The following is a 15,428-nucleotide window of genomic DNA, read 5'->3' as shown; positions in this document are numbered from 1 at the left end:
ATGATTGAATTTCTAAAAGCGCGCATGCGCAAAATCCGTTATATCACCAGCGTTTTGTCGATTGCGTTGATGGTGATTTCCTTGGCCGCGTTGGCGATTCGCGGCCTGAATATGGGCCTTGATTTCACCGGCGGGATGGTGACTGAAGCGGTGGTGAATAGTGAAGTGACTAACCATCAACTGCTGGATGCGCTGAAACCGACGCTCGGTGATTCGGTCTCCGTGACCAAATCGGGTGAGGATGGCCGCTGGGTGATTCGTTACCCACTGGCGGAAGAAGGGCATGATGCGCCGGATATGGATCATCTGCTCAACCAAATTTCCGACCACGTGGAGATCATCAGCAACAGCATGGTTGGCTCTCAAGTGGGTCAGGATTTGGTTGACCAAGGCGGCTTGGCGCTGATGCTGTGTATGATCTGTATTTTGGGATATTTGTGTTTCCGTTTTGAATGGCGTTTGGCAAGCGGTGCTTTACTGGCGCTGGTTCACGACGTTGTTTTGGTGCTGGGCTTCTTTGCGCTGACACAAATGGAGTTTAACTTAACGGTCTTTGCGGCAGTTTTGGCGGTGCTGGGTTACTCGCTCAATGACTCCATCATTATCGCGGACCGAATTCGTGAATTGTTGCTGGCGAAACAAAAAACGCCTACGCCAGACATCAATGACCAAGCGGTTATTGCGACGTTCTCGCGTACCATGGTGACCTCAGGTACAACCTTGATCACGGTTGCTGCGCTGTGGTTGATGGGGGGCGCGCCCTTGGAAGGATTCGCGACAGCCATGTTCATCGGCATTATTTCCGGGACTTGGTCATCGATCTCGATCGGTACTGTGTTACCGGAATGGCTCAAACTCGAACCGAAACACTATTTACCCGTGGAAGTGGACTTAGCGCCATAATTGATACCACCTCGTTCAGGGCCGGCTTTGCCGGCCTTTTTTATGCTGAAATCGCAGGAATCATCGATGGCATTCACGATGTGTGCACTCAAATAAACGCGAAGGTCTGACCACAATAAAGTGATGAATAATCAGATATTATTAGTTTATTTCGCTATCAATGAATTAAAATAAGCCCATTTTGTTATTCTAACTTCACCAACAGAGATAATTAATAACATTATTATTTAATTAAAAATGAAAGTTATTTATTATTTTCTCACCTATTTCGTGCGTGGTAATTATTTTGATCACCATAAAAGTGCAATCAGAATGCAATTTATTGGTGCAGGTGACCCACAATGGTTATTTAGAACTGCTGCACGTTGTTGATTACATTGATACATTCGAAGTCTTGAGTGAAATGAATGTAATGTCTTGTTTTTCTATTCATTTCAATTGGTTATGGTTTTTGTCCTTGATTCCTTTCAGCGAGAAAGGTTATGAAATCAATGACCTATGTTTATTTAACAATAAATCAACATTTCATGGCTTGTGAGAACTAAATCAAATTTATTAGAAAACGCTAAACTTTAATTTGAATTGTCACAATCACCGATTAGTTTAAATAAAGAGCGACAAACAATTCTTCTTTGCAAAGGAATATATATTTCGTCGGTTGATGTTATTTTTGCTGTTGGCATCAAGTTCAAAAAAGATTTTCAACCTACTCGTTATTTTTTGAATGGAGTCATAAATGAAAAAAGTCGCTTTGATCACAGGGTCAAAAGGTGGAATTGGTTCGGCCATTTCAACACAGTTGGTCGATGACGGTTATCGCGTCATCGCTACTTACTTTACTGGAAACTATCAATGTGCTCTGGACTGGTTTACTGAAAAACAGTTCACCGAAGACCAAGTTCGCCTGTTCGAACTCGATGTGACCAACACGCAAGAATGCGCAGAACGACTCAGTGCTTTGCTTGAAGAAGAAGGCACCATCGACGTCGTGGTGAACAACGCGGGTATTACGCGTGATGGCGTATTCAAAAAAATGTCGGCGGCTTCTTGGAAGGAAGTGATCGACACCAACCTCAACAGCTTGTTTAACGTGACACAGCCTTTGTTCTCCGCCATGTGCGAAAAAGGGGGAGGCCGTGTCGTCAACATCTCTTCCGTGAATGGGCTTAAAGGGCAGTTTGGTCAAACCAACTACTCTGCAGCGAAAGCAGGCATGATTGGTTTTTCAAAAGCACTGGCCGCAGAGGGCGCGCGCAGTGGTGTGACCGTGAACGTGATCGCGCCGGGATACACCGCAACGCCCATGGTTGAGCAAATGCGTCCAGAAGTGCTGGAATCCATTGTTCAAACTATCCCCATGCAACGCTTGGCTAAGCCAGAAGAAATTGCGTCTGCAGTGAGCTTTTTGGTGAGTGACGCGGGCGCGTATATCACCGGTGAAACGCTGTCGGTGAACGGCGGCTTATACATGCGTTAAGGGGGCGGAGAGATGGAAAAAGTATTTATTGTTGCTGCCAAACGCAGCCCAATTGGTGCCTTTGGTGGCACGTTGAAAAATGTCTCCGCTGGTAAGTTGGCCGCCGATGTCATCAAAGGCGCGCTACAGGCCGGTAATGTCGATGTAAATCACATTGATGAAGTGATCATGGGGCATGTGATCAGTGCCGGTCAAGGAATGGGCGTGGGGCGTCAAGCCGCCATGTTTGCCGGTATTCCCGAGGAAGTCCCAGCGTATGGCGTCAATATGGTGTGTGGCAGTGGCATGAAAACGGTCATGGATGCGGTGGCGCATATTCGTGCTGGCGACATTTCGGTGGCCGTCGCAGGTGGTGTGGAAGTGATGTCACAAATCCCGTTTGTGACACCGAGTACGCTGCGCGATGGCCAAAAAATGGGCGGCTTTGAAATGAAAGATCTGCTCATCAACGATGGTTTAACCGATGTGTTCAACCAATACCACATGGGTGTGACCGCAGAGAATATCGCCAAGCAATTTGAGATCACGCGTGATGCGCAAGATGCGTTTGCGCTAGAGAGCCAGCAAAAAGCAGTCGCAGCCATCGAGGCGGGCAAGTTCAACGATGAGATTGTCCCTATCGCCGTGCAACAGCGCCGTGACACCATCACGTTCTCCGTCGATGAGTACCCCAAAGCGGGTGCAACGCTCGCTGGTCTGCAAGGGTTGCGTCCTGCGTTTGATAAAGAAGGCTCGGTGACGGCTGGAAATGCGTCGGGCATCAATGATGGTGCCAGTGCAATCATCGTCGCATCACAATCGGCGGTTGACGAGTATGGTTTTGAACCCTTGGCGGAAATCTTGGGTTATGCCCAAACCGGTATCGATCCGCGCGTCATGGGGCTTGGTCCTGTCAGTGCGGTGACACAAGCGCTGGAAAAAGCAGAGCTGGGCATCGATCAAATTGACCTATTTGAGCTCAATGAAGCCTTTGCCGCTCAGGCATTAGGAGTGGTTCACGGGTTGTCGGCGGAACATAACGTGTCAACCGATTCCATTTTGGCCAAGTCGAATGTCAATGGTGGCGCAATCGCCCTCGGGCATCCGCTGGGCGCGTCAGGTAACCGCATTCTGGTTACGTTAGTTCACGAGTTAAAACGTCGCGGTAACGATTACGGTGTGGCATCCCTGTGTGTGGGTGGTGGCATGGGTACGGCGATCGTTATTAAAGCGTTGTAATCACAGTTCAGATATTTACTTCAATCACTAGGAGATACGTCATGTACACGGATTTTTTTAAAACGTTCACGGACCAAACTGAAAAGACACTGGAACCCTATGTAAAATTCAACAAGCTGGTGGCTAAAAATGTTGAAGTGTTGACTGAGCTGCAACTGAGCTCAATTCGCACATATAGCGAAATGGGTTTGGCGCAAATGAAGGCGGCCAGCGAAGTGAAAGACACGGCCACATTGACGACGTTCAGCTCTCAGCAAATGGGTGTGCTGAGCAAGCTGTCTCAGCAAATGATGGATGACAGCAACAAGCTACAATCCATTGCAAAAGAGTTTAAAGAAGACATCGACAAACTTGCTTCAGAAAACCTTAAGTCAGTGACCCCCGCATAACACTGTACTTTCGCGCCGCCCTCGGGCGGCGCTTTTTCTGTTTAAGGAGTAAGTCTATGTTTCAACATGTCTTTACGGACTATCTTGTACAACTGCAAGAGGCCAACCACCGCTGGTGGCAAGACTTCGAAGTGAACAAGGCAGCCGTTAACACCCCACTGAACAAAGCGTTGCAGGAAGTGAACTGGGATGATTCAGTGCAGTTTTTAGAAAAGGCTGCTCATCAACCGGCAGCGCTACTGCAACTGCAAACCGAATGGTGGGAGCAACAATTAAAAATTTGGCAAACGGTGGTGCTGGAAGGTAAGAAAGAGGCCATTGTCGACAGCGAACTCGGTGACAAGCGTTTCGCTGGTGATTCGTGGCAGTCCGACCCGTTTTTCAACTTCATCAAGCAGTCGTATCTGCTTTACAGCAAAACCTATCTGGACACCATTCACTCGATTGAGGGCTTAGATGAGAAAGCCAAAGAACGCATTTTGTTCTTTTCGCGTCAGTCCATCAATGCACTGTCACCAAGCAACTTCATTGCTACCAATCCCGAGCTGCTGAAACTGACCGTGGAACAAAATGGGGAGAATCTGCTAAAAGGATTGGAACTGCTGAAAGAAGATGTCGAATCGAGCGCCGAAATCCTCAAAATTCGTATGACCAACAACAACGCCTTTCGTTTGGGTGAAGATGTGGCCAATACGGCAGGCGAGGTGGTGTTCAAAAATGATCTGTTTGAGCTGATTCAATACAAACCGCTGACGGAAACCGTGCATTCAACGCCATTGCTGATTGTGCCGCCATTCATCAATAAGTACTACATTCTTGATTTGCGTGAAAAGAACTCGCTGGTGCGCTGGCTGGTGGAGCAGGGGCATACGGTGTTTATGATGTCTTGGCGGAATCCCGGTAAAGCGCAAGCCAATGTCAACTTCGAAGACTATGTCCTCGACGGCGTGGTAAAAGCGGTCACCGCCATTGAGTCGATTACGGGTCAAGAGCAAATCAATGCCGCGGGGTATTGCATTGGTGGCACCGTTTTGGCGACAACCATTGCGTATTACGCGGCAAAACGTATGAAAAAACGCATTAAATCCGCCAGCTTCTTCACCACGTTGCTCGATTTTTCACAACCGGGTGAAGTCGGTGCCTACATCAACGACACCATCATCAGCGCGATTGAAATGCAAAATAACGCCAAAGGCTATATGGATGGTCGCTCGTTAAGTGTGACGTTCAGTTTGTTGCGTGAAAACAGCTTGTATTGGAACTACTACGTCGATAACTACCTTAAGGGCAGCAGCCCGGTCGACTTCGACCTGTTGTATTGGAACAGCGACAGCACCAACGTTGCCGCAGCCACGCACAACTTCTTGCTGCGTGAACTTTATCTGGACAACAAGCTGGTGCAGGACAAAGGCGTGAAAGTCGGCGGGGTGTGGATTGATCTCGATAAGATCAAAATTCCAAGCTATTTCATCTCGACCAAAGAAGACCATATTGCGCTGTGGCAGGGCACTTACCGTGGCGCCCTGAAAACGGGTGGTAACAAAGTGTTTGTTCTGGGAGAGTCCGGCCACATTGCGGGCATCGTGAATCATCCCGACAAAAACAAATATGGTTTTTGGACCAATGACACGCTGGAAGACTCGGCCGAAGAGTGGTTAGACAGTGCGCAGCGCACCGAAGGCTCATGGTGGACACATTGGGATACGTGGCTCACCGCGTTCAGTACCAAAGAGCAAGTCGCGCCATATCCGATTGGGAATGACGAATATCCGGTGATTGATGTCGCACCAGGGCAATACGTCAAACAAGTTCTGCCCATTGCGGATGTGGATTAGTTGAACGTGAATGCGCCATCGAATCCTCCTCGTGGCGCTTCTTTCTCTTCATTAAATCAAGCAATAATCTCTCACATTGTTTCCTGTTTTAACGCCGTGCGATGGTGCATGATTCGCAGGGTTATCGGGGTGGCAGGGAACGCATAAAGACTCAGGGTTTGAGCAAGATAACGCCGTTGTTTATTCACCTGAGAATGCATATATGTCTAAAAAATTTGTTCTACTTGCCGCTACGGCAGGACTTTTTTCTGTGTCCGCGCACGCCGAATGGTATGTGGGCGGCGCGCTCGGTCAGGCACGCTTTGATGATGCCAGTGTGAGCGGTACCGTCATGGGGTATTCAACCACGCAAGACCTGACTCTAGAAGATGACAAATCGACCATCGCCTCGATTTTTGGTGGCTATCAATTCAACCGTTACTTTGCTTTGGAAGGCTCGGTCACCGGGATTGATGCACTCGATGGTTCGGTGGTAACGGTGGGGGACATGAGCTACATTGCCATCCAGCCCAAAGTTTCATTGCCAGTCACAGACCATGTCAGCCTGTTTGCAAAAGCGGGTGTCGCCTACTTTAACGCTGAAATCAAAGTCAGCAATGCCGTCGCTGGGTACTCAGGTTACAGCACATTTTCAGATTCCGATGTGACGGGCATTTTGGGCTTAGGAGTCGAGGTGGCCGCCACGGATAACTGGCATATTCGCGCATCATGGGATTATTTGAGACCAGAGCTTGATGTAGTCAACGTGGGCTACGCGAATGCCTCGGTTGAAACCGATATCAATGTTTTCTCCCTCGGTGTCAGCTATCATTTCAATTAATGCTTGAACCAATGCCCATGTCGGGCATTGGTTGTTTTTGCTTCCCGTGAGCGTATTTCCCCGATGGCAACCATGAACGACACGCACCTCAGACGACTCAACCAGTTGCTGCAACATTATCAAACAGGCGTCGCTTATTCCTTAAGCATTGACACGCTCGAAATGGTTTTGGCGACCTCGCGTCGAAATACGTCGCTCATTCTCAAACAGTTGGCTGATCTGGGTTGGGTGCGGTGGCGCCCTGCTGTGGGGCGCAGCAAAACCAGCCAGTTGGTGGTGTCGCTGACGTTTTCGGCGGCGTTAACCCAAGTGGTGAGGCAAGAGCTCAGTAAAGGCCGTTTTACGCTGATCACGCGCCTGTTGGCACTTTACGGGGATGACACTGTATTGGCGCTCGCCGGCGCCACGGCACAACAAAACCAATGGAATGAATCGAACAATCACCTGCTCATTACCCGATACCCAGCCGTCGATACTTTGGATCCTTTGAAAACTCTGCGATTGGCAGAGCTTCAGGTGATTAAAAGCGTCTATGACACGCTGTTAAACCAAGATGCGGTGGGGAATTTGATCCCCGCTTTAGCGCATTTTTGGAAACTGGACGATCGCTGGTTAACGCTCTGGCTTCGGCCAGATGTCCTTGCGCACAATGGTCAAAAGTTGGTGGCAGACGATGTGGTGTGGAGTTTGGAACGCTTAAAGCACACCTCTGGGCCTGTTCAGCACCTATTCGACAGCATGCGCGCGGTGAGGGCCGAATCTGAGCACCGAATCGTGATTGAACTCAATGCGCCCAATGCTTTCTTTCCGTATGTGCTGGCCATGGCCAATAGCGCTATTTTGTGTCGCCCGGAACCGCATTGCGTTCAGCCACGGAAATGTGTCGGTACGGGGCCATTTAGCGTGGGCAACTGTGATGAAGAAAAACTGACTCTCATTCGCCATCAACATTACTACGCTAGCAAAGCGTTGATTGAGCAAATCACACTGTCACACGGTGATGAGCAGGTGATTCGCGCCATGAGTTTTAACCAAAAAACCGGCGCGACGGAGAGTTCCGTTATCAGCGCTTTGTCGTATCTGACGTTTAATGCGCGAGAAAGCAGTGATGTGGATGCGCACACTTTGGCGCAGTTGTACGCGTTCTTGGCGCGGGAAAAGTATCACGCGGATGCCCACAACTGCGTCGAGAATTTAGCGTTTGAATGCCCACACGACAAGGATGAGCGCAGCATAGCCAATCACGTTGTCCCCAAACTGACAGGCACGATCGTGTTGGCCGAACCGGTGTGGACCATTCCTTATCTTCAAGCGGTTGCGGATTGGCTGCACGCAGCCATTCAACGCACGGGGTTGATTGTGAAGGTGATTGAACTCAAGGCGATCAGCGAACCACAAAGCGTTGCGCATTTGGCAGATCTGATGCTGATTGAGGAAGTGGTGGAACAACCCAAAGCGTACGGTTTATATGAATGGCTGTTGGTATCGACCGGCTTGCGTTTTACCTTCTCGCAAGCGGAAATGGCGCAGCACAAGCAGGCGCTCTCGCAAGCGGTGAGCGATGCCAATCCGTATGCGCGCTTGCAGCAGTTGGAACAACAGCTTTACGATCAGCGGCGCTGTTTGCCCCTGTTTGTTGGGCGAGAAGAAATCACCTGCACGCAGCAAGTGCAGGGCATTCAAGTCAACAGTACCGGTTACAGCGATTTTTATAAGTTGTGGATGGGTGACTAACGCACATAAAAAAACCGGTGAATGTTCACCGGTTTTTGCTTTCTTGTTTTTTGCTTTTTGTGCGTGTGAGGGCGCTTAGCCCATCACGACTCTTTGTCTTTGGTCAGTGACAGCAGCCAGATGCAGAGCACGGCCACGGCCAAAAATCCACTCAGAATGATCACTGGCATCGCGCTGTAACCCAGAATGTGCCAGATAACAGATTCAAGTGTACTCATGTCATACGCTCCTTATTGCCAGCCTTCAACGCCGTGCATGTCCGGCAGGTTGTGTGCGATGCCTTTGTGGCAATCCACACAGGTTTTCTCACCGGAAGCCAGTGCGGTGGAGTGCTGCTTACGGCTGCGCTCGCTTTGCTCTGAAAAATCCATGTACTCAAACTGGTGACAGTTACGACATTCCAACGAATCGTTCTTTTTCAACCGGGCCCATTCCCGCTCAGCCAAATGAGCGCGGCGAGCTTGGAATTTTTCCGGTGTATCGATGGTGCCGAGCATATGGGCGAAGACTTCTTTGGAAGCCTGCACTTTACGCACAATTTTGTCTGTCCACTGATGCGGAACGTGACAATCTGAACAGATGGCGCGTACACCGGAACGGTTCGAGTAGTGAATCGTTTCCTGAATTTCAGCCACGATAGGTGCGTGACAGCCCGAACAAAACTCTTCGGTGTTGGTCACTTCCATGCCCGTGTTAAATGCGCCCCAAAACAGAAGACCACCGATAAATCCCATAAATAGAACCACACCAACGGCAGCTTTGCTTGGGCGGGTAAGTCTTTCCCAAAACGCTTTTAGTAGTTTCATAAATCGCCTCTTAAAGTATGCGGTGCCTGATTAGCGAAGCGAGTTAACGCGTTCAAACTCATTTTGAATCAGAGGTTTGGCCTCTGCCTGAGGAACGTGGCATTGCAAACAGAAGTAGCGGCGTGGCGAGACATCCGCTAACACGGCATCTTCACGGTTGATAAAGTGAGTCACGCTGATTTTGGTTGCACCCATCTCTTTGGCATTTTTCCAACTGTGGCACGAAAGACACTTGTTGGCATTGAGCGACACTTCGTAGTTGCGAATATTGTGTGGAATCAATGGTGGTTGATACACGTAATCGCTGTCGAAGGCCTGTTCGCGCGGGTATTTTTTCATCTCATCGGCTGGGCGAGTGGATTCAATCAGGGTCGCGCCGCGCAGTGATTCAACACCGCCCACACCCCCTGGATTATCGAGTTCAGCTTGCGCAACTCCGGTGATGAGAGCACCGACAGACAGCAGTGCAATAAGTAATTTTTTCATTGTTCATTCTCCGCCTAATGGCTCAATTCCTGACTGGGGCAGCAGCAAACGGCTGCCCCGAACATTCTGTTAACGGCTTACGCCACTTTGGTGATCTTGACCGGACACTTCTTAAAGTCGGTTTGTTTCGACAGTGGATCCGTCGCATCAAGAATCAGTTTGTTAATCAGAATGCGCGCGTCAAAGAACGGCACAAACACCAGACCTTTTGGCGGCTTATTACGGCCCCGAGTCTCAACGCGGGCGCGCACTTCACCGCGTTTATTGGCAATCACCACTTCATCACCACGTCGCAAGCCACGCGCTTGTGCATCGTCGTGATGCATGAAGCAGACTGCATCTGGGAACGCTTTGTACAGCTCAGGTACGCGGCGAGTCATGGTGCCGGTGTGCCAATGTTCCAGCACACGGCCAGTACAGAGCCATAGGTCGAATTCTTCATCCGGCACTTCCGGTGGTGCTTCGTATGGGGAAGAGATAATCCACGCTTTGCCGTCTGGTTTGCCGTAGAAGTCCCAGCCGCTGCCTTTTTTCGCATAAGGATCTGAGCCTTCTTTAAAGCGCCATTGGGTCTCTTTGCCATTCACAACAGGCCAGCGCAGGCCACGCACGGTGTGGTACACATCGTAAGGTGCTAAATCGTGGCCATGGCCGCGGCCAAAGCTCGCGTACTCTTCGAACAGACCTTTTTGCACGTAGTAGCCGAAGTGGTGCGCATCATCGTTTAGCTCACGGGCTTCAGCGATTGGGAATTGGTCCACTTGACCGTTGCGGAACAGCATGTCGTACATGGTTTTGCCACGATATTCTGGGGATTTAGCCAAAAGCTCTTCTGGCCAAACGTCTTCCATTTTGAAGCGTTTGGAGAATTCCATGACTTGCCACAGATCCGACTTCGCTTCACCCACGGTTTTCACCTGTTGGTACCACGCTTGCGTGCGGCGTTCTGCGTTACCGTAAGCGCCTTCTTTCTCCACCCACATCGCGGTTGGCAGAATCAAGTCGGCGGCTTGCGCAGTCACTGTTGGGTACGGGTCAGACACCACGATGAAGTTCTCTGGGTTACGATAACCTGGCAAACGCTCTTCGTTGATGTTCGGGCCAGCTTGCATGTTGTTGTTACATTGCACCCAGTAACAGTTCAATACGCTGTCTTTCAACATGCGGTCTTGCAGCACGGCGTGGAAGCCCGGTTTTGGCGGAATCGTGCCTTCTGGCAGTTTCCAAATTTTCTCGGCGATTTGGCGGTGTTTCGGGTTGGCCACCACCATGTCCGCAGGCAGGCGGTGTGCAAATGTACCGACTTCGCGCGCAGTACCACATGCCGACGGTTGGCCTGTCAGTGAGAATGGGCTGTTGCCCGGTGTGGCAATTTTACCAGTCAGCAAGTGTAGGTTATACACTAGGCTTTGCATCCATACACCACGGGTGTGTTGGTTCATCCCCATGGTCCACAGTGACATCACTTTGGTGTTTGGATCGGCATACTGTTTTGCCAATGTGATCAGTTTTTCAACGCTCACACCAGACATTTCAGACGCTTTTTCAGCCGTGTATTCCGCTACCGATTTTTTGTACTCTTCAAACGAAATGTTGGTCATGTCGCCGGAGTTCGCGTTTTTCGCTTTTTTCTGCAGCGGGTGATCATCACGTAGACCATAACCAATATCAGTCACGGCTTGTTTGAAGTGCGTGTACTTGTTCACGAAGTCCCAGTTCACGGCATCGTTTTGAATGATGTAGTTCGCGATGAAGTTGGCGATCGCTAAATCAGACTGAGGATGGAAAATGTAACCGTGATCCGCCAATTCAAAAGAACGATGGTAGTAAGTCGACAGCACATTCACTTTAACGTGTGGATGGCTCAAGCGACGGTCCGTGATACGTGTCCACAGCACTGGGTGCATTTCGGCCATGTTTGAACCCCACAGCACAAAAGCGTCTGCGTTTTCAAAGTCATCGTAACAACCCATCGGTTCATCGATACCAAAGGTACGCATAAAGCCGACAACTGCAGATGCCATACAGTGACGTGCGTTCGGGTCGATGTTGTTTGAACGGAAGCCTGCTTTCATCATTTTCGCAGCGGCATAACCTTCCATCACCGTCCATTGACCTGAGCCAAACATCCCGACGCTGGTCGGGCCTTTTTTCTTCAGCGAGGCTTTCCATTTTTCTGCCATCACATCAAAAGCCATATCCCAAGAGACGGGGGTGAAGTCGCCGTCTTTGCTGTATTGGCCATTTTTCATGCGCAGCAGGGGCTGAGTCAGACGATCCTGACCGTACATGATTTTCGAGAGGAAGTAGCCTTTGATGCAGTTCAGACCTTTGTTGACAGGCGCTTCCGGGTCACCTTGCGTGGCCACAACGCGGCCATCTTGCGTGCCGACCAACACAGAACAGCCGGTACCACAGAAACGACAAGGTGCTTTGTCCCAGGTGATTTTGGTTTGGTCTGAGCTGGCAATCAGGTTGGTCGCAGAGGCTGGCAGAGTGATCCCCGCTACCGCCGTCGCTGATGCTGCCGCGTTTGCTTTCACAAACGCACGTCTTGTCATTTTCATACTTCACCCTCGAGTTGGGAATGTTGATTTCCAGTGTCTGAATCTAAGTCGTCCAGATTTGTTTCGATTTGGTGATACACCAGAACCGCACTCAGGACGTTTGGCAAGTTGTTGATGGCATCAATCGTGTCGGTGACAAACCCCTGGTTCTGAGTTTCCAGCACCACCACGATTTTGCCTTCCGGACTGTCGCCGTAAATTTCTGCGTTCTCGAATTGTTCGATCTGCGCTTTCACGGTCGCCAAATGCTCGGGAAGGGCATGTACCACTAAACTTGAAATGTGCACTTCATTGAGTGACATACTTTTCTCTCGTTATTATTCAATATTGCTCACACTGATGGCTGATGTGGGGCAGAGCGATACACACGCGCCGCAGCCAGTACATTCATCAAGGTGGATCATCGGCTGTGCGACCTGTCCGGCTTGCAGCTGGAACTGAATGGCCATTGGGTCGCAGGTTTCGCCGCAGCTTCGGCACTCGACGTTCTGCTTAGCCAGGCATTGGTCGTTGATGGCGGCTTTGGCCTGCCATGCGGTGTCGGTTTGCGGTAAAAAAATCGGTTCTGGGCAAACTTCTGCACATTGGTAACAGAAGGTGCATTCATCAATTTGAAAATCGACGGTAGGAAACCCGCCGTCGCCATTGACGATGATGCTCATCTCACAGGCGTCGCGGCAGCGGCCGCAGCGCGTGCAATCGTCGATAAACGCCGCTGGATTGGCTATCCAAGGCAAGCGCACCTTTGAGCTATCGACGGCGCGGCGTGCAAACAAACGTCGTTTGGAAAGATCTACCACTGAATTCACCCAGCATGCTGAAAGAGTATTAATAAAGCGTAGTTCACAATTTTTATTAATAAACTGTCATTTATTCATACACAAATTGTAGTTTTTGTCATATTTGTATAAATACCCCTTAGGGGTTAATTGGGATGGAATATTGTTTTGGATCAATAAATTCGAGCGAGTATGATCACATATTGATACCATGGTGAAAAAGCTAGGCTAGAGCATTCAAAATGCGTGTAAAACGCACGGTTGGGGACGATGAATTGGGAAAACGAGTCGAAAAATCGGTAACCAGCACGATTGCAAAGTCGATGTTGTTGATTTTATTACTTTCGATTGCGACGACTGGCTTTGCCATCATCACTCTGGCTTCCTCGCTCAACGATGCAGAAGCCGTGAACGTGGCGGGTTCAATGCGGATGCAGAGCTACCGCCTCGCGCACGACATTCAATCCCAATCCGTCAATTATGCCGAACACATCGCCGCGTTTGAGCATTCACTTTATTCGCCATCGATGAAGGCGTTGCAAAAGTGGAACGTGCCGGCGGACATCACCCACGATTACTACACCTTGATCGCGCGCTGGCACGAGCTAAAGCAGGTTTTACGCAGCGATGACAACCGCGATTACCTGACGCTGGTGGCGGGCTTTGTCAGCCAGATCGACAGTTTTGTCTTCAAGTTACAACGTTTTTCGGAGCAGAAACTCATCAACCTCGCTTGGGTCGGTGGCCTTGGATTAGGCGCGGTGCTCTTCATTTCAATGTTTGTCATTCATTACATTCGCAAAGAGGTCGTGCGCCCACTCAGAGCGTTGGTGGTCGCGAGCGAACAGATCCAGAATCGCGAGTTTGATATTGCACTCAGTACCAATAGCCAAAATGAGCTGGGCATTTTGACGCGCACTTTTAATGTGATGGCGGGCGAGTTGGGTAAGTTGTATCGCGGCTTGGAACAGGCTGTGAATGAGAAAACGCGCAAGTTGCAACACGCCAACCAGTCGTTACGCGTGCTGTATGACTCATCGCAAGAGCTGACTGCATCGCGCATCAGTCAAGATAACTTTCAGGCGATTTTAAAACACATTGTTAGCATTGAAGGCATCACGGCGGCGCAACTGGAAATTGAAGAAGCGGCGGGCAAAGGTTTGCTGCTCACTGAAGGTCATTTCTGTGGCGAAAATTCAAACCATCAACCGCTGATGCTCGATGGCATCCCCCTTGGGCAGTTGCATTGGGAAGCGGGCTTGCCATGTCCGGATAAAGCGCTGATCGACAACTTTGTGCAGATCCTTTCGCGCGCTGTGTATTACAATCGCGCGCAGAAAAATGCAGAGCAATTGTTGTTGATGGAAGAACGCGCCACCATCGCGCGTGAATTGCACGACTCGTTAGCACAATCGCTCTCTTACCTCAAAATTCAGGTGTCGTTGCTCAAACGCGTGATCGGCAAGCTGGAGCACAATCAATACTCCGAGAAAACTGATGAGATCATCATCGATATTGATCAAGGATTATCCGGCGCCTACACGCAATTGCGTGAATTGTTGACCACATTCCGGCTGACCATTCGAGAGGGTAACTTTGGTCAGGCGTTAATCGAAATGCTCCACCAACTGGGGGAGCAAACGAACGCAGAGATTGTGCTCGACAACAACCTGTCGTCGATGGCGCTGGATGCGCATCAGCAGGTGCATTTAATACAACTGATTCGTGAAGCCACCATCAATGCGATTAAGCATGCGGATGCGACGCGGATCAGCATCAAATGTAACGAAAGCGATGGTGACGTCGTGGTGACGATTGAAGACGATGGCGTGGGCTTTGAGCACAGCAATGCCAAATTGAATCACTACGGAATGAGCATCATGCAGGAACGAGCCGCCCGACTGAACGGCGAGCTGACGATTGATGCGTCGCCGAAAACGGGCTGTAAAGTCACACTCAAATACACACGATCGAAGGATACACATGTTGACGAAATGTAGAGTAATGCTGGTGGATGATCATCCTTTGATGCGCAGAGGAATCAACCAGCTGTTAAGTTTAGAAGACGAATTTGACGTGGTCGCCGAGGCCAGCAATGGCGCCGATGCCATTGCGTTGGCCCATGAAGTGGAACCGGACATGATTCTGCTCGACCTGAACATGAAGGGCATGTCCGGTTTAGATACGCTCAAAGCGCTGCGCACTGATGGCTCCAGCGCGACCATCGTGATCCTGACGGTGTCTGACAGCGCGGCAGATATTGAAGCGATTGTACGTGCCGGCGCCGATGGCTACTTATTGAAAGACACCGAGCCTGATCAACTGGTTGAACTGCTCAAAGAGGCAGTGCATGGCAATAAAGCCTACAGCGATGTGGTGGCAGCGTATCTGCGCGATCGCCAAGATCAACAAGA

General features: G+C 50.0%; 15 protein-coding genes. 9 read left to right on the top strand and 6 right to left on the bottom strand.

All coding sequences use genetic code 11. From position 1 onward, the window contains the following. The 7 genes from secF (at position 1) to VFA_RS10295 (ending at position 8,376) form a co-directional block, all read left to right on the top strand. Complete coding sequence (secF, locus tag VFA_RS10330; protein WP_004726706.1) at positions 1 to 903, top strand: protein translocase subunit SecF; 903 nt, start codon at positions 1 to 3, stop codon at positions 901 to 903. 736 nt (positions 904 to 1,639) lie between these two features. Continuing rightward, positions 1,640 to 2,380 carry an SDR family oxidoreductase gene (locus tag VFA_RS10320; RefSeq protein WP_004726705.1) on the top strand — a complete coding sequence of 247 codons (741 nt, stop codon included), beginning with the start codon at positions 1,640 to 1,642 and terminating at the stop codon, positions 2,378 to 2,380. Between the two features lie 12 nt (positions 2,381 to 2,392). Further along, the gene (locus VFA_RS10315) at positions 2,393 to 3,598 is read left to right on the top strand and encodes an acetyl-CoA C-acetyltransferase (protein ID WP_004726704.1); all 1,206 of its coding nucleotides are present in this window, start codon (positions 2,393 to 2,395) and stop codon (positions 3,596 to 3,598) included. 41 nt (positions 3,599 to 3,639) lie between these two features. Further along, complete coding sequence (locus VFA_RS10310) at positions 3,640 to 3,987, top strand: phasin family protein (RefSeq protein WP_004726703.1); 348 nt, start codon at positions 3,640 to 3,642, stop codon at positions 3,985 to 3,987. A 56-nt stretch (positions 3,988 to 4,043) separates the two neighbouring features. Then, positions 4,044 to 5,822: a class I poly(R)-hydroxyalkanoic acid synthase gene (phaC, locus tag VFA_RS10305; protein WP_004726702.1), complete on the top strand. Its 1,779-nt coding sequence runs from the start codon at positions 4,044 to 4,046 to the stop codon at positions 5,820 to 5,822. A 202-nt stretch (positions 5,823 to 6,024) separates the two neighbouring features. After that, complete coding sequence (locus VFA_RS10300) at positions 6,025 to 6,642, top strand: outer membrane beta-barrel protein (protein ID WP_081454444.1); 618 nt, start codon at positions 6,025 to 6,027, stop codon at positions 6,640 to 6,642. A 63-nt stretch (positions 6,643 to 6,705) separates the two neighbouring features. Beyond that, entirely contained in the window at positions 6,706 to 8,376 is a 1,671-nt protein-coding gene (locus tag VFA_RS10295) for an ABC transporter substrate-binding protein (RefSeq protein ID WP_004726700.1), read from the top strand. Between the two features lie 83 nt (positions 8,377 to 8,459). Here VFA_RS10295 and VFA_RS23170 read toward each other — a convergent pair whose 3' ends face one another. The 6 genes from VFA_RS23170 to napF all read right to left on the bottom strand — a co-directional run bounded on the left by VFA_RS23170 (position 8,460) and on the right by napF (position 13,035). Then, complete coding sequence (locus tag VFA_RS23170; protein ID WP_004726699.1) at positions 8,460 to 8,594, bottom strand: TIGR02808 family protein; 135 nt, start codon at positions 8,592 to 8,594, stop codon at positions 8,460 to 8,462. Positions 8,595 to 8,606: 12 nt separating this feature from the next. Beyond that, positions 8,607 to 9,182 (bottom strand): NapC/NirT family cytochrome c, encoded by a 576-nt coding sequence (locus VFA_RS10290; protein ID WP_014257386.1) that lies wholly within the window; start codon positions 9,180 to 9,182, stop codon positions 8,607 to 8,609. Between the two features lie 30 nt (positions 9,183 to 9,212). Next, positions 9,213 to 9,668 carry a nitrate reductase cytochrome c-type subunit gene (locus VFA_RS10285; RefSeq protein ID WP_004726697.1) on the bottom strand — a complete coding sequence of 152 codons (456 nt, stop codon included), beginning with the start codon at positions 9,666 to 9,668 and terminating at the stop codon, positions 9,213 to 9,215. Between the two features lie 77 nt (positions 9,669 to 9,745). Beyond that, complete coding sequence (napA, locus tag VFA_RS10280) at positions 9,746 to 12,235, bottom strand: periplasmic nitrate reductase subunit alpha (protein ID WP_004726696.1); 2,490 nt, start codon at positions 12,233 to 12,235, stop codon at positions 9,746 to 9,748. Then, complete coding sequence (locus VFA_RS10275; protein WP_004726695.1) at positions 12,232 to 12,537, bottom strand: chaperone NapD; 306 nt, start codon at positions 12,535 to 12,537, stop codon at positions 12,232 to 12,234. The genes napA and VFA_RS10275 overlap by 4 nt, the downstream gene beginning before the upstream one ends. Positions 12,538 to 12,552: 15 nt before the next feature. Beyond that, the gene (gene napF, locus VFA_RS10270; RefSeq protein ID WP_004726694.1) at positions 12,553 to 13,035 is read right to left on the bottom strand and encodes a ferredoxin-type protein NapF; all 483 of its coding nucleotides are present in this window, start codon (positions 13,033 to 13,035) and stop codon (positions 12,553 to 12,555) included. Positions 13,036 to 13,256: 221 nt separating this feature from the next. Here napF and narQ point away from each other — a divergent pair, with 221 nt between their 5' ends. Both narQ and VFA_RS10260 read left to right on the top strand, forming a co-directional pair. Beyond that, complete coding sequence (gene narQ, locus VFA_RS10265) at positions 13,257 to 15,014, top strand: nitrate/nitrite two-component system sensor histidine kinase NarQ (RefSeq protein WP_004726693.1); 1,758 nt, start codon at positions 13,257 to 13,259, stop codon at positions 15,012 to 15,014. Next, positions 15,001 to 15,428: response regulator (locus VFA_RS10260; protein ID WP_148532560.1), on the top strand; the 428-nt coding region annotated here is incomplete at its 3' end. The genes narQ and VFA_RS10260, both read left to right, overlap by 14 nt.

The organism is Vibrio furnissii CIP 102972 (assembly GCF_000176175.1).
GTDB classification, from domain to species: domain Bacteria; phylum Pseudomonadota; class Gammaproteobacteria; order Enterobacterales; family Vibrionaceae; genus Vibrio; species Vibrio furnissii.
Note: the sequence above shows the minus strand (reverse complement) of the source record. Positions and strands in the feature narration are given on the sequence as shown.

What these genes read in the sequence shown, in the direction of transcription:
- VFA_RS10300 (WP_081454444.1), top strand. Translation starts at nt 6,025, where the DNA reads ATGTCTAAAAAATTTGTTCTACTTGCCGCTACGGCAGGACTTTTTTCT.
- VFA_RS10290 (WP_014257386.1), bottom strand. Translation starts at nt 9,182, where the DNA reads ATGAAACTACTAAAAGCGTTTTGGGAAAGACTTACCCGCCCAAGCAAA.
- VFA_RS10320 (WP_004726705.1), top strand. Translation starts at nt 1,640, where the DNA reads ATGAAAAAAGTCGCTTTGATCACAGGGTCAAAAGGTGGAATTGGTTCG.
- VFA_RS23170 (WP_004726699.1), bottom strand. Translation starts at nt 8,594, where the DNA reads ATGAGTACACTTGAATCTGTTATCTGGCACATTCTGGGTTACAGCGCG.
- VFA_RS10275 (WP_004726695.1), bottom strand. Translation starts at nt 12,537, where the DNA reads ATGTCACTCAATGAAGTGCACATTTCAAGTTTAGTGGTACATGCCCTT.
- VFA_RS10295 (WP_004726700.1), top strand. Translation starts at nt 6,706, where the DNA reads ATGGCAACCATGAACGACACGCACCTCAGACGACTCAACCAGTTGCTG.
- VFA_RS10315 (WP_004726704.1), top strand. Translation starts at nt 2,393, where the DNA reads ATGGAAAAAGTATTTATTGTTGCTGCCAAACGCAGCCCAATTGGTGCC.
- napA (WP_004726696.1), bottom strand. Translation starts at nt 12,235, where the DNA reads ATGAAAATGACAAGACGTGCGTTTGTGAAAGCAAACGCGGCAGCATCA.
- phaC (WP_004726702.1), top strand. Translation starts at nt 4,044, where the DNA reads ATGTTTCAACATGTCTTTACGGACTATCTTGTACAACTGCAAGAGGCC.
- secF (WP_004726706.1), top strand. Translation starts at nt 1, where the DNA reads ATGATTGAATTTCTAAAAGCGCGCATGCGCAAAATCCGTTATATCACC.
- VFA_RS10310 (WP_004726703.1), top strand. Translation starts at nt 3,640, where the DNA reads ATGTACACGGATTTTTTTAAAACGTTCACGGACCAAACTGAAAAGACA.
- VFA_RS10285 (WP_004726697.1), bottom strand. Translation starts at nt 9,668, where the DNA reads ATGAAAAAATTACTTATTGCACTGCTGTCTGTCGGTGCTCTCATCACC.
- narQ (WP_004726693.1), top strand. Translation starts at nt 13,257, where the DNA reads ATGCGTGTAAAACGCACGGTTGGGGACGATGAATTGGGAAAACGAGTC.